Below are 13,033 nucleotides of genomic sequence, written 5' to 3' on the forward strand. Positions count from 1 at the left end.
AGAAGGAAAACCATTACATCTTTCAACAATTCAGGGGATTTTGAAAAATCCTTTCTACTACGGAATGTTTTTGTATCGCGGCGAACTTCATCAAGGAAGCCATAAGCCAATGATTTCAAAGAAACTTTTTGACAAAATACAGGAGGCGTTGATTTCAAACGGCAAGCCTCGCAAAAAGCGAGGGCCGAAAAACTTTCAATTCTTAAATTTTGCGGTTTGCGGCGAGTGCGGCTATTCCATAACGGCGGAACGACACATCAAAAAAAGCGGTTTAAGGTTTGTCTATTATCGTTGCACCCATAAAAGCAAAACGCAAAATTGTTCTCAAACACGCTTTTTGCGAGAAGAAAATCTCGCCGAACAAATAAAAGAAACTTGTCAAAAAGTTTCTTTGCCTGACGATTGGCGGGATAAATTTTTAGCAAAATTAGAAGCCGAGAGTGCGGAAGCCCGGCACTCGTCCGACCTTTTCGCTCAAAATCTCAAAACGGAATTAGAGAAAGTGAAAACAAAAATAAATCGCCTGATGGACGCTTACCTTGAAGGCGATTTGGAACTGCCGGAGTTTCAAATGAAGAAAAACGATTTAATGAATGAAAAGAAAACTTTGGAGGAAAAATTATCGGATTTTGAGCGAAAAGGAAATCATTGGCTCGAACTCGTCCGGAACTGGATAATTGAAGCCAACCAAGCCAAAAATTTCGTTTTGGAAGGTAATTTTTCAGAAATGCAAAATTTCCTCAAAAAAATCGGCTCGAACCGCCGAATTTTTGACCAGCGGCTTTTTGTGGATTTCAAAAAGCCCTTTGATTTGCTCGCGAAACTGCCCGCCGAAGCGAGGGGCGAAGCCCCGAGCGAGGCGACTAATTCAATATGGTGGACCTAGGGAGAATCGAACTCCCGCTTCATCCATGCCATGGATGTGTCATACCATTAGACCATAGGCCCGAATACGCTGTGTCCTCGAGGGGACTTGAACCTCTATTACAGGTTTAGGAAACCTGGGCTCTATCCAGTTGAGCTACGAGGACGATAAAGCCATACTATCAGTTCTTCCGCTTGCTGACAAGAATTTTCGTGATACAATAGACTAAGCGTAAAGTATAAAACGAAAAATGCAAAACAACAACTCAAAATTCAAAATAAGCATTAAAAATTGTTTATATTTTTGTTAATACTTAAAGACAAAAATAAATTTTAAATTTTAAACTGTTGTTTTAAGCTTTGCGCTTTACACTTTACATTAAATTTTATGAAGAAGTTATCATTTGTAAAAATGGCGGAAAAGGCCTGTCCGGCGGTAATAACTATTGTTATTTCTAGAGATCTTCCCAAGGTAGAAAGTTTTTATTTTTTTCCTTTGGGAGATAAAAATCTGGCTGTCCCTCAAATAGGAAACAGCGGAGAAAAAGAAACCCTGAAAATCGGCGGGGGATCGGGATTTATTATTTCTCCCGACGGATACATAGCCACCTGCCAGCACGTCGTGGAAGACGCCGGAGCCGACTATACGATAATTCTGGAACCAAAAAAAAGATACCCGGCGAAAATAATATCCCGCGATTCGGTCAATGATGTCGCCATACTGAAAATAGAAGGTAAGAATTTTCCTTTTTTAAAAATGGGAAGCGCTGAAAAACTTAAACTCGGACAAGGCGTAATGGCTGTCGGAAACGCCCTCGGAGAATTTCACGATACCGTAAGTACAGGCGTTGTTTCAGGATTAAGTCGCTATCTGACCGCCTCCAACGGAGTCGGACAGCAGACGGAAAACTTGAGAGGATTAATTCAAACTGACGCCGCCATCAATCCCGGTAATTCCGGCGGACCGCTTATGAACGACGAAGGAGAGGTAATAGGTGTCAATACCGCTTCAGTTATGGGCGCTCAAAATCTGGGATTTGCCGTTCCTATTGACTGCGTCAAAAGAGATTTGGCGGAAATTAAAAAATACGGAAAAATTAAAAGACCATTTTTGGGAATCAAGTACATCACATTGGACAAAGAAATATCTGAAAAAAACAAGTTGCCTGTTGATTACGGAGCTTTGATTGTCAGAGAATCGTTCGGAGAAAGGGCGATTGTAAAAGGGTCATCAGCAGAGAAAATAGGACTGAAAGAATACGATATAATTTTAACCTGCCAAGGAGAAAAAATTGATGAGAAAAATCCCTTAACCAATGTTGTCCAAAAATTTGACATCGGAGAAAGCGTCAAACTGGAAATATTAAGGGAAGGAAAAATAATCTTCACTGAAATAAAGCTTGAAGAGAGAAAATGAAAACGGCGCGTTAGGCGTTTCTTTGCGTAAAATCAATGATTTTAACAAGGAAAAACCCCAGAAGGAAAGCTGATATATAGATTATGATATGTGTAAATTCCATGGGTGGACGACGGGATTCGAACCCGCGCTAAGAGTTCCACAAACTCTGGTGCTAACCATTACACTACGCCCACCATTACGCTGTACTACTGTGGAACGTAATAATTTCCTTCGGAAATTAAACGTTCCAACAGCGTTGAACGTAAAATTTTGCTGAGCAAAATTAACGTTCTTACGCTGTGCCCTCGGGAGGAATCGGACCTCCATTGCAGGTTTAGAAAACCTATGTTCTGTCCATTGAACTACAAGGGCGAGGCAGAAATAAAAATAACATCAAAACTCTAAAAAAGCAACCTTGATGCTTGTTTTTTTATTTAGGGAGAATTTCAACAAGAGAAGCCGGCTTGATGAAGGGATTATGATATTTTTCAGAATCAGCCTGCTTGGATTTATCTTCCTTATCCCGCCAAACACTTACAACTTTCTGGTAATTGGTTTCATCTATGACTAACGGCTTTTCCGAACCGGCAACATCTTCCTCATCGGCCAGAAAACCATAGTAGTAGAAAATAAGGCCGCAGGAAGAAATAGTCAGAAAAAGAAGAAACAGAAAAGCCAAAAAAGCTTTTTTAGCCAATGCTTCGGGAATTTTTTTAAAAATGTTTTTTATTTTCTTTATCGTCATTTTTATTTTGAATAAACTTTTATTGAAATTCCTGATGTCACAGACCCCTGGGGAAGCCCGATGTATTTTTCTGATTTTAAATCATCTTCGCTCAATCTGTTGATAAAGAGGCTTTGAACATCAACCAAATACGGGCTGTCCTCTATTTTTTCAAAAAATTTAAGGAAATCAGGCAAGGAACCGGATGAATTAACCTGAAAAAGAAGGTGCTGCCACTTTTCATCTTTCGCTTTTAATGGAGAAGACAGGGAGACTTCCATTGAAATATTACAGTCCTTGGCTGTTTTTTCTAAAAAACGGATAAAGTCCACGGGAACCTCACGGTCAATAAAAATATCCTGCGTTTTTTTAACATTATCGACGATTCCGCTTAAATAATCTTCAGCCACGCCGACGCTTTGACTTTTAATCTGAAAATTCTTTATTTCGTTTTTCTGGGAAATTATCTGCCCAAAATTATTTTTTATTTCAGATAAAAGAGGCAGAACGCCAAAATAAATAGCGCTGAAGATTGAAACCGCCAGAAATAATAAAAATATTTTAATTTTATTGTCTGATGTCATCAAACGTTTTTTTTACGTTAATAGTGGCTATAAAATTAACATCTTCGGCCTTAACCCAGCCTGAAGCAGGGAAGTAGATATCCCTTTTTTCAAAAATTTTCTCATTTTCTAAATTACTTTTAAGCGAAAGAAGATCTTCCCTTGTCGGGCAAAAACCGGAAATAGATACTTCGGCCCAAAACTCTTCCTTCCTCTCTTCGCTTTGTCCGACCTCGGCTGTTGACGCAGAGTCCGCGGATTTTTTCCTCTCCAACCGGACAAAACTGAAATTACTAAGATAAGAAGTAATGGGCATATTATCAAAAACTCTCTCAATCAAGAAGCTGATGTTATGTTGACTCTCATAAAAAGACGCCAAATCGGAAAATGATGAATTCAAGACGCTGATTTTCTTTTCCGTCTCGCCCCAATGCGAACTTTCTTTCTTTTGCTGTTCGGAGTAAACTTTATAACCCTCGGCTTTAGCTTGTATCAGATTATTGACGAAAAATAAAGAAAGAAAAAGGCAAATCAAAGCCGAGAGGCAGATTACCCCTAAAATAGAAATGATTTTCCACTTTTTCCGCTCCAGTGTTTTCTGTTTTTCCGCTTCCGGCAAAAAATTGATCATATTTATTCTTCGCTAATTCCGCGCATAGCTAAGCCGATGGCGGTTGTATATCCTAATAATTCTTCCGCCGAAATTTTTATTTTTTTTACTTTTCCCTTAGCGACCATATTGGCCAAAGGATTACCAACCCCCACGGGCAGATTTAATTCCATAGAAAGATATTCCGAAAGCCCTTTCAGATTAGCTCCTCCGCCGGAAAGGAGAATATCCAACTGCCTTTCATCGCCCGATGATTTCTCCTTGCCGACAAAATGAGCCTGATAATATTCAATGTGCTTCCTTATCTGCTGGGTTAAGTCAACTAAGGCCGGGACCAATGAGTCAAAGACTTTTCTTTTTTCCGATCCGCCTTGTCCAATATTCCTACCTTGAGAAGAAAACTTTCTTTTTTCCATTCCTTCCAGTAATCCATATTTCACCTTCATTTCTTCAGCTTTAACCAAATTCACCCCTAAATTATCAGAAATTATTTTAGTGAATCCGGATGAAGATACGGGTATGGCGGAACTGAATCTCAAAGAACCCCCTGAAAAAACAACGAAATTAGTTTTTACCAGGCCAAAATCAATTAATATGTGGGTGTAAAGAGCTTTTTCCTTCTCTATTAAAGCCCGGCTAATAGCTGAAGATTCTGTCTCCAAAGCTTTAACATTTAAACCTGCTTCTTTTAGGCAGAAAACATAAGGATCAACTATTTTTTTTGAAAAAGCGGCAATCAAAACATTAAAATGAACAGGGTTCTTTTCCGGCGAAGGAATGATTTGAGAATCAAGATATATTTCTTCTATCGGAAGGGGTACGTAATTTTCAGCTTCATAGACTACGGCTGATTTCAAATCATCTCGAGACATCAGGGGCAGGCTGATAACCTGCAAGAAAGCTTTCTTTTCCGGCAGAGAAGCAATAACATAATTTGTTTTTATTTTTTTCCCGCCGGTCTTAAAAACCATCTCTTTTATTATTTCCGACAGCCTCTCTGCGTTTTTTATTTCACCATCAACCACTATCCCCGGCTTTATTTTTTGTTCAGCAAAATATTCTATGTTAAAAAAATCTCTTCTCTTTTTGAGTTTTATGATTTTTATTGACATATCGGAAATATCAATTCCGAAAGCCTCCGGATTCAATGATAAAAAATCAAACATCATAAATTCATTTTAACATTTACTCTATTTCTTTCCAATCGGACGCTTGCCAAGACCCTCCCGGTCCGCTGGTAAATTGAGCATTCTGCAAACCGCTGTCATATTCTACTACCGCGCCATTTTTAATTTGAATTTTATAACCTGTAATTTCTTTGGCTTTCATATTATTTTTCAAATAAATCAAACCTGAAGTGGTATAAAAAATAGCTCCAGCCGCGTTATTGCCGACGTATATTGCCGGACTGCCTGAATCCAAAGAACTATTCGTGGAAAGAAGCATGATGTAGCTACCGGTTTCTCCGGAACCTTTTTGTTCCGAACCATTAGACGCAGTTATTTTCCCATCAGAAAGAATAACGCCACTCAAAGAACCATAAGAGTTATTGTCCAGTTTTGTTTCAGAACCATTATTAAAAACAATATCGCCTGTTACGTAAATTGTGCCCTTTACGCTAAGCTTGGCATTATTATTTAAAGTTAAATTTTTCGGCGCCCCGGTTGTTCCAATTTGAACAGGGCCAAGAAAGTTTACCTCTCCGCTTATGGAAACATTACTGGTAACAATCCCGCCGGATGCAGCCTCGCTCTTCCATTCATTAATCTGATCTGCGGATATCGGCAAATCTTCAGAAAGAATCTGGTTCGACTGGCTATAAATTCCTCCTGTGGCCGAGCATCCCGTAGTGCTGCCTCCTGAAACATACGTAAGCGTTCCTGTGATTGTAGAATCTTTACAAGTATGAGCAGAAGCGTTTTTCTCCACGGTTAAATCTTCTATCTTATTCCCATTGCCGGCAACAATAATAGTATCGTCAATGATTCCCTTACCGATAACGCTACCATTGGAAAAAACATTGCCTTTTATTTCAGAACCGTTCCCCATTGTCATTCCTCCTGCTCCGACTTGAGCTCCATAGCAAAAAGACACTTTTTGGCTCTCTATATGGAAAACAGCGCTTGTTTTTCTTGTTCGGGAGGAAAAATCTCCCTTGGAGACAACTGTTCTTGAACCGCCGATAATACTTGAAAGAACAACATTCGTCGTCCCGCTTCCAACACTAAGATTATAATTCATTCCCGCTAAAGCCGGGTTTATTTTCAGCCGCTGGAGAATATCCTCTATCCCTGATTCAGCGGCATAAAAGGCTTGGATTGACTTAACTGCATTTTTAGATATTTTTTGCTGATTAAAAGCTACAAGAGAAATACTTCCGGCAAGAACAAAAACGACCGTCAAAATTAAAATTGTCAGATAAAGGGCGATGAATCCATTTTTTTGCGATTTTGTAATAAAATTTTTAAACATTTTAAAATAAAAATATCAGTTCCTTAGCGAGGCGCTGGAAGTTAAAATTTCCGAATCCTTGTATTCAGGATGATTAGCGGGAGCATCGTATTCAAGTCCTATTATTACTTGGATAGAAGAAATGTCAGAGCTGATGAATAAAGGGATGAATTCCAATTTAGTCACTTTAACTTTATTGGAAGTGATAGCGATAGGGGATTGCGATTCTTCTTTCAGACAAATCTGGCTTCCACAAAGATAAAAATCAATATAAGACGCCTCTTCTCCCGCGGGAAGAAAATGAGCCGTCTCCAAAGAGAGCTGCCCCGAGTCGGAAGAAAAAACAGAGGTTAGAGAATAAACGCCCTTGGCCTCTTTTATTTCATAGGTTATTGTTTCCATTGAACGCCTAATGTTGTCGCTTACTTCTCTTACGGCATTGCTTTTGGCATTAATATGAACCGCCCAAAGAAAAAACGGCAAAATAGCGGAAATAATAAGCGCTAAAACCGCCATATAAGCCAGCGCCTCTATTAAAGTGAATCCATTTTTTACTTTCATTTGTTCCAATTAGTTAAATAAGCCGCTATTTCCACTTGATGAGCAACGCCTCTTTCCTGCCAGTTGACCGTGGCTGTAATTTTTTTTGTTTGAGGATCATTAACCCCTCCGCCCTCAACAATATTCCCGTTGCCATCTCTTTGAACATTGCTAAAAACAACTTTTCTGGTAAATCCATCTGCTGTTTCCGTCCCTGTTGCTAAATTCCACGACAAAGGATTGCCTGTTTTTTGAGGATAATAATCAATCCCCATTGTTAAACTTCCTATTCCGTCCGTGGCCCAAGTCGTCCTGTCCCGAAAACTTCTTATCGCCTCAATCTCTTCTTGCGCCCAAAAGTCAGCTTTAATTGTCTGTTTTGTCAGAATGGACGCTTTTAACGAAAGAGAAGATAAAGAAAATAAGCTAACAAAAGCAATTGCGATTATGGCAACTACAATCAATATCTCTATTATTGAGATACCTGTTTTGCTCCAAAATTTATTGCGCTTGAGTATCAGAAACATAAATTGAAACGCCATTTGTGATTTGGCCATCGACGCCGTATTGAATTAAATTGCCACTGCCGTCTCCGCTTACGGAAACGCTCAACGCTTTATCATTATATCTTTTGTCCCGATGAATACAAAACTGAGTTCCGAAATTATTTAATCTATGAGTATGAATTTTTATTTTTTGAATACTGCCATTGACATTAACCTCTCCCTCCCAATAGATTTGACCGCTTTTCATATTGCTTACGATAGGTATGGTTTCAGTTACACTGGAACCATTATAATAAAAAGTCAGAGCGATGTTTTCAGTAGAGGTGGTTACTGTCCTGCTATAGTCAAAATGAACATGACGAGAATCTTTGGTCCTGTCTGTATCGGAAAAAGATGAGCTATCAACTCCAACACGACCGGAATTTTCAATATAAACGGTTTTTATTGAACCGCTTGTTGAACCGAAAATGATACTGCCTGAATGGTTGACATAGCCGGTCACCTTTGAAAAAATTGTCTCGTCCCCGCCGCCGAGATTAATCGAATTGAAAGAAACGCTATTTGATAATTTATAAATTTCATCAAAAGAAGCGTCCCTTGAAGAATAACTGCTCCCCTTAAATAAAACACACTGGTCGGGGACGGCGGATGAATCGAAAAAAACTCCCCATTGACTGGACCCTTCTGACGCCAAGGTTTTGTTCTGGGCCAACCTTAAGGCAGCGATTATTTTTTCAGCTGAACTGTTCATATCCGCCTGTTTCTGAAAACTTTGGAAAGCCGGAATGCTCAATCCCAATAAAAGTGAAAAAATGCCCACTATAAATATTATTTCCACAATAGTAAATCCTTTCTGCATTTTACATAGAGCCCAGCATTGAATACATGGGCTGAATCATTGAAATAGCGAAAAAACCGACGGCTATTCCGATTACCACCATCAAAACAGGTTCAATAATGGCGGCCATATTCTTGGTGATATTATCCACTTCTTCTTCAAAAAATTCCGCCAATTTGCTCAAAATCTTTGAAGTTTCTCCTGTTTCTTCTCCGACTTTAATCATCTGGGTGATAACTAAGGGATAAACGCCTTCAGAAGAGGCCAAGGAGTCGGAAATCTTTTCTCCCTTTTTGACTTTTTCCATCGCCCTTTCCATGGCTAATTTGAAATTAACATTATCTAAAACGCTAGAAGTAATTCCCATAGCCTTCAAAATCGGTATACCGGAGTCAATCAGGGAGCTCAATGTTCTTACCGTATAGGCTGAATTAGTTTTAATGACGATTGAAGAGATGACAGGAACTTTCAAAAAAACAGAGTCAAAAAACTTTTTCCCTTGAGTTGTTTTAGAAATAAATCTTAAAGAAAAAATAACGACAAAAACAATGATCAGGGAAACTAACCATTGTTTAACAATAAAAGAGCTCACCCAAATTATCGCTTTAGTAGTAACAGGAAGGTCAACGCCCAAATCCTTAAATGTGCTGGCTAAGGTCGGCACAACCATAATAAGCATCAGAATCCCGATGCCAAGCATGGCGCAGACGATAACTGCCGGATAAACCAAAGCCCCCTGCACCTTGGCCTTTAATTTATAATCTTTTTCCATCTGTATGGTCAAAGTTTTTAGTGATTCCTCCAAGGAGCCGGACTCTTCTCCCGCCCTGATCATACTTTGAAATAATTCAGGAAAAATATCAGGCCATTTTTTTAAAGAATCGGAAAAATTATTTCCTTTAGATATCTGCCCTTCTATATCCGCTAAAGCTTTTTTAAATTCAGGGCTCTTTACCTGCTCAATTAATATAGACATCGCTCTGGGCAAGGAAAGTCCGGAAGAAATCATAAACTGAAGATTTCTGGTAAAAAAAAGCTTCTCGGTCAAAGAAACCTTGTTTAGGAAAGGAATGTTTAACGCAAATTTCTCCTTAGGAGCGCCCTTTTCTTCGGCTTTTATCAAAAAAAATCCTTTATCCTTCAATATTCTGGATAATTGGCCCTTGTCTTTCGCCTCTTCTGTGCCCGAGACATCTCCGCCTGATGAATTTTTAGCGCTGTAAATATACTGCATAATTTTATTCAGAGATGACGCGAAGGATTTCTTCAATACTGGTAATTCCTTGAGCTGCTTTGACGAGGCCGTCTTCCACCATAGTTCTCATTCCTTCTTTTTGAGCCTGCTCTTGAATCTGGTCTGCTGTAGCGCGCTTCATAATCAAATCCCTGACAGCCCCTGTTGTCTCAATGGTTTCATAAATACCTATTCTTCCCTTATACCCTTCAGGGCATTTTTTGCTTGCTACCGGCTTGAAGAATTCTATCTTTTTAATGGACTGGCCGGCCTTAATTATCTTTTCTTCTTTCAGAATCCTCAAAACCCTTTCCAGATCGCATTGCTTTTTTAAATCTTCTATTTCAATATCGCTTAAAGTATACTTCTGTTTTTCATCAGAAAGCCTGCGGACCAACCTTTGAGCTATGACTATGCTCAAAGTGGAAGAAATCAAAAACGGCTCAACCCCCATATCTATCAAGCGGGGGATTGTTCCGGCCGCTGAAGTGGTGTGTATCGTAGAAAGGACCATGTGTCCGGTAAGGGAAGCATTAACAGCTAAACTGGCTGTTTCTCCGTCCCTGATTTCTCCAACCATAATAATGTCAGGATCCTGACGAACCAGAGACCTTAATCCGGAGGCGAAAGTAAATCCTATTTTTTGGTTAGTTTGGGATTGATTGACTCTCGCCATCTGATATTCAATCGGGTCTTCCAGAGTTGAAATATTCACATCCGGAGTATTCAGTATCTCCATCATGGAATACAGAGTGGTCGTTTTTCCACTTCCCGTAGGACCGGCGATCAGAATCATGCCGACCGGCTTCTTCAAATTAAATTCTATATTTTCCAAAGATTTTCCCGTTATTCCTATTTCCTTCAAAGAAAGTGGCTTGCCTCCTTCAGGAAGAAGACGGATGACGACTTTTTCCCCATAGAAGACCGGCAATATGGATACCCTGAAAGAATATTTATAATCGCTGGTTTCTATTTTAAATCTTCCGTCTTGAGGAAGCCGGCGCTCGTCCAGTCTTAATTTTGAAAGAATTTTTATTCTGGCGACAATGCCGGAACTGATTTGATTAGGAAGTATCATAGCGTCCCGCAAAACTCCGTCAATTCTATAACGGACAAGAACTTCTTTCTCCATCGGCTCTATATGGATATCAGATGCTCTCTCTAAAATAGCGTGCTTGATCAAAGTATCAACTATTTTAATGACAGGAAGCTCTTCGGCTGTTTTCATTAAATCAGACACCCCTTTTTCAGGCCCGTCTCCCTTGGCTATCTTGATAAGGATGCCATCGTCTTCTTTCTTGATGATGTCCCCGAATTCGGCCTCTAATGTCTTTCCATATTGCTTCAAAGCAGCTTTGATCCCCTCTACGTTAGTCAACCTGGGAAATATTTTTAAATCAGAAGTTTTTTTAATAAATTCAATGGTCATCAAATCCTCCGGGTCCAGCATAGCCACCTCCAGAGAATTATTAAATTCGTTTTTCCTGAAAGCGACTATATTATGAGAACGGGCAATTGGTTCCGGTATTATGGTCAAAATTTCCTTAGGAATTTTCTCTTTCTCCAAGCTCACAAAAGGAATGCCCCAAATATAGGCCTTCATTTTAATCAAATTTTCTTCCGGCACTATTTTTTCGGAAATTAAAACATCGTCAAACTTACGGCCGGTTTCTTCGGCTTTTTTTTGAGCCACGTTTAATTGCTCATTGGTGGCCAAATTAGCATCCAATAAAAAAGCTTTAAGCTGTTGAGGATTTATTTCCATATTTTTTCTACCTTTTCCATTATCTCTTTAATTGAATAATTCGCCTTAACCAAATAAGTGGTCGTCCCCAACGAAATCGCCTCCTCTATATCAGCTGCATTTTCTGAATTAGTCAGAATGATAACTGGAGTATCTTTGATGATTTCGTTTTCTCTTATCTTTTTCAAAACACCCAGCCCCTTTATCTTCGGCAGAATTAAGTCAAGCAGAATCAAATCCGGTTTTCCGGAAATTGCCAAAGCCAATCCCGACTCTCCGTCAAGGGACTGAATTACCTCGTATCCTTTTTCCGCAAGGACTTCTCCTAACATTTTTTGAAGAGCCACTTCGTCTTCAATGATCAATATTTTCTTCATATAATATGTTTATTTTATTGGTAATGTAACCCAGAAGGTTGACCCGAAGCCCTCTTGGCTTTTAAATCCTATTTTCCCTCCCGATTTCTCTATTATGGCCTTGGAAACATAAAGTTCTAACCCCGATCTTTCGCTTTTATTTTTTAATTTATCTCCGGAACGGAATAATTTTTCAAAAATATATTTTTTTTCATAGTCTGGTATTCCCATTCCGTTATCTTTGACTTCAAGATAAACTTGCCTGTTTTTCTTCTCCAATTTTATTATAATATAGCTTTGTTCTTTTTTGAAATCTCCATCCGATTTCCTATAACAAACCGCGTTGTTTATAATATTTTTGATCGCTAATTCAATTTTTAATGGGTCAATAAAAATTTTCGGCAGGCCTTTCTGCGCCCTAAATTCCATTTTAATATTCAAGGAATCCACCGGTGTTTTAAAGCTCTCGACAATATCGGCGACAAACTTTTCCGTTGCAACCTTTTCCTTTTTGAAAAAAAACTTCCCTGAATCCAACATGGAAACCGTCAGGAGGTCTGATATTAGGTCATTCATTATTTCGCAATTATCTCCAAGTATATGAAAATATTCTTTCAGCTCTTCATCGCTTTTTTTGTTCTCCGTCAAAAGCTCCAACGCCCATTTCAAGCTGGTTATCGGAGTTCTCAATTTATGGGAGATAATGCTGATAAATTCTTCTTTTATTGAATTAGCTTCCGCTAATTTCTCAAAACCCTGAATAATTACAAAAGAGATGAAAAGGAGAGTGATGGTAATTAAAATGATTATCAGGGAAATCGCATAAGGCGATCCAATATAATTCTTCCCTATAAAATAGAAGAAGATAATAACAACATCTATGAATAAGCCCATCAGGCAAAAAAGGAATTGGGGGCAACGAAGAAGGGGAAGGTTATACTTCCTGCACTGGCTGAAAATATTGAACTGGCCCCAAAAACCGCCTCCCCCGGGAATACAAAACCTGGTCGCTCCGTCTTGAAGAATTTTCGCAGACAGCTCTTTTCCATTTTTCTTAACAGATCCGCTGATCATTGTTTAATTTTACCATATTTAATTGACCGAAGGCAAAGTTTTTACTATCATTCAAGTAATCGGGGTGTCGTATAGTGGTAGTATGCACGCTTTGGGAGCGTACGGCCTGGGTTCGATTCCCAGCACCCCG

14 protein-coding genes and 5 tRNA genes are annotated in these 13,033 nt (G+C 39.1%); 3 read left to right on the plus strand and 16 right to left on the minus strand.

The annotated features are described in order from the left end of the window. Window positions 1-886 (plus strand): hypothetical protein (locus COS96_01095; GenBank protein PIU44031.1); only part of this gene is annotated, 886 nt, incomplete at its 5' end. Here the strand turns inward: COS96_01095 and COS96_01100 are convergent. Both COS96_01100 and COS96_01105 read right to left on the minus strand, forming a co-directional pair. Next, window positions 875-948: transfer RNA gene (locus COS96_01100), tRNA-Ala, on the minus strand. The two genes, COS96_01095 and COS96_01100, sit on opposite strands and share 12 nt — an antisense overlap. A 10-nt stretch (window positions 949-958) precedes the next feature. Continuing rightward, window positions 959-1,031 (minus strand) — tRNA-Arg (locus tag COS96_01105). A 221-nt stretch (window positions 1,032-1,252) separates the two neighbouring features. Here COS96_01105 and COS96_01110 point away from each other — a divergent pair. Next, window positions 1,253-2,281, plus strand: a complete 1,029-nt coding sequence (locus COS96_01110) for a hypothetical protein (GenBank protein ID PIU44032.1) — start codon at window positions 1,253-1,255, stop codon at window positions 2,279-2,281. A gap of 102 nt (window positions 2,282-2,383) precedes the next feature. Here the strand turns inward: COS96_01110 and COS96_01115 are convergent. The 14 genes from COS96_01115 to COS96_01180 all read right to left on the minus strand — a co-directional run bounded on the left by COS96_01115 (window position 2,384) and on the right by COS96_01180 (window position 12,903). Then, a tRNA-His gene (locus COS96_01115) sits at window positions 2,384-2,457 on the minus strand. Between the two features lie 106 nt (window positions 2,458-2,563). Next, window positions 2,564-2,635: transfer RNA gene (locus COS96_01120), tRNA-Arg, on the minus strand. A gap of 58 nt (window positions 2,636-2,693) precedes the next feature. Then, a complete protein-coding gene (locus COS96_01125) occupies window positions 2,694-3,008 on the minus strand; it encodes a hypothetical protein (protein ID PIU44033.1) in 315 nt (104 codons plus the stop codon). Window positions 3,009-3,010: 2 nt separating this feature from the next. Continuing rightward, complete coding sequence (locus COS96_01130; protein ID PIU44034.1) at window positions 3,011-3,571, minus strand: hypothetical protein; 561 nt, start codon at window positions 3,569-3,571, stop codon at window positions 3,011-3,013. Beyond that, window positions 3,555-4,181 carry a hypothetical protein gene (locus tag COS96_01135; protein ID PIU44035.1) on the minus strand — a complete coding sequence of 209 codons (627 nt, stop codon included), beginning with the start codon at window positions 4,179-4,181 and terminating at the stop codon, window positions 3,555-3,557. Before COS96_01135 ends, COS96_01130 begins: the two co-directional genes overlap by 17 nt. A 2-nt stretch (window positions 4,182-4,183) precedes the next feature. Then, window positions 4,184-5,329: a hypothetical protein gene (locus COS96_01140; GenBank protein PIU44036.1), complete on the minus strand. Its 1,146-nt coding sequence runs from the start codon at window positions 5,327-5,329 to the stop codon at window positions 4,184-4,186. 16 nt (window positions 5,330-5,345) lie between these two features. Further along, a complete protein-coding gene (locus tag COS96_01145; GenBank protein ID PIU44037.1) occupies window positions 5,346-6,632 on the minus strand; it encodes a hypothetical protein in 1,287 nt (428 codons plus the stop codon). Window positions 6,633-6,647: 15 nt separating this feature from the next. After that, complete coding sequence (locus tag COS96_01150) at window positions 6,648-7,172, minus strand: hypothetical protein (GenBank protein PIU44038.1); 525 nt, start codon at window positions 7,170-7,172, stop codon at window positions 6,648-6,650. After that, window positions 7,169-7,678: a hypothetical protein gene (locus tag COS96_01155; GenBank protein ID PIU44039.1), complete on the minus strand. Its 510-nt coding sequence runs from the start codon at window positions 7,676-7,678 to the stop codon at window positions 7,169-7,171. Before COS96_01155 ends, COS96_01150 begins: the two co-directional genes overlap by 4 nt. Then, complete coding sequence (locus COS96_01160) at window positions 7,653-8,516, minus strand: hypothetical protein (GenBank protein ID PIU44040.1); 864 nt, start codon at window positions 8,514-8,516, stop codon at window positions 7,653-7,655. Before COS96_01160 ends, COS96_01155 begins: the two co-directional genes overlap by 26 nt. Window position 8,517: 1 nt before the next feature. Continuing rightward, window positions 8,518-9,729: a hypothetical protein gene (locus COS96_01165; GenBank protein PIU44041.1), complete on the minus strand. Its 1,212-nt coding sequence runs from the start codon at window positions 9,727-9,729 to the stop codon at window positions 8,518-8,520. Window positions 9,730-9,733: 4 nt separating this feature from the next. Beyond that, window positions 9,734-11,494 (minus strand): hypothetical protein, encoded by a 1,761-nt coding sequence (locus tag COS96_01170; GenBank protein PIU44042.1) that lies wholly within the window; start codon window positions 11,492-11,494, stop codon window positions 9,734-9,736. Beyond that, complete coding sequence (locus COS96_01175) at window positions 11,485-11,850, minus strand: response regulator (GenBank protein ID PIU44043.1); 366 nt, start codon at window positions 11,848-11,850, stop codon at window positions 11,485-11,487. Before COS96_01175 ends, COS96_01170 begins: the two co-directional genes overlap by 10 nt. Window positions 11,851-11,859: 9 nt before the next feature. Next, window positions 11,860-12,903 carry a hypothetical protein gene (locus COS96_01180; protein PIU44044.1) on the minus strand — a complete coding sequence of 348 codons (1,044 nt, stop codon included), beginning with the start codon at window positions 12,901-12,903 and terminating at the stop codon, window positions 11,860-11,862. A gap of 60 nt (window positions 12,904-12,963) precedes the next feature. Between COS96_01180 and COS96_01185 the strand changes: the two genes are divergently transcribed. Further along, window positions 12,964-13,033, plus strand: a tRNA-Pro gene (locus COS96_01185).

It is taken from the genome of Candidatus Nealsonbacteria bacterium CG07_land_8_20_14_0_80_39_13, assembly GCA_002779355.1.
Classification (GTDB): Bacteria; Patescibacteriota; Minisyncoccia; order Minisyncoccales.

Bases quoted from the DNA above. Each gene is read 5' to 3' on its own strand.
- COS96_01110 (PIU44032.1), top strand. From the start codon at position 1,253: ATGAAGAAGTTATCATTTGTAAAAATGGCGGAAAAGGCCTGTCCGGCG.
- COS96_01125 (PIU44033.1), bottom strand. From the start codon at position 3,008: ATGACGATAAAGAAAATAAAAAACATTTTTAAAAAAATTCCCGAAGCA.
- COS96_01130 (PIU44034.1), bottom strand. From the start codon at position 3,571: ATGACATCAGACAATAAAATTAAAATATTTTTATTATTTCTGGCGGTT.
- COS96_01135 (PIU44035.1), bottom strand. From the start codon at position 4,181: ATGATCAATTTTTTGCCGGAAGCGGAAAAACAGAAAACACTGGAGCGG.
- COS96_01140 (PIU44036.1), bottom strand. From the start codon at position 5,329: ATGATGTTTGATTTTTTATCATTGAATCCGGAGGCTTTCGGAATTGAT.
- COS96_01145 (PIU44037.1), bottom strand. From the start codon at position 6,632: ATGTTTAAAAATTTTATTACAAAATCGCAAAAAAATGGATTCATCGCC.
- COS96_01150 (PIU44038.1), bottom strand. From the start codon at position 7,172: ATGAAAGTAAAAAATGGATTCACTTTAATAGAGGCGCTGGCTTATATG.
- COS96_01155 (PIU44039.1), bottom strand. From the start codon at position 7,678: ATGTTTCTGATACTCAAGCGCAATAAATTTTGGAGCAAAACAGGTATC.
- COS96_01160 (PIU44040.1), bottom strand. From the start codon at position 8,516: ATGCAGAAAGGATTTACTATTGTGGAAATAATATTTATAGTGGGCATT.
- COS96_01165 (PIU44041.1), bottom strand. From the start codon at position 9,729: ATGCAGTATATTTACAGCGCTAAAAATTCATCAGGCGGAGATGTCTCG.
- COS96_01170 (PIU44042.1), bottom strand. From the start codon at position 11,494: ATGGAAATAAATCCTCAACAGCTTAAAGCTTTTTTATTGGATGCTAAT.
- COS96_01175 (PIU44043.1), bottom strand. From the start codon at position 11,850: ATGAAGAAAATATTGATCATTGAAGACGAAGTGGCTCTTCAAAAAATG.
- COS96_01180 (PIU44044.1), bottom strand. From the start codon at position 12,903: ATGATCAGCGGATCTGTTAAGAAAAATGGAAAAGAGCTGTCTGCGAAA.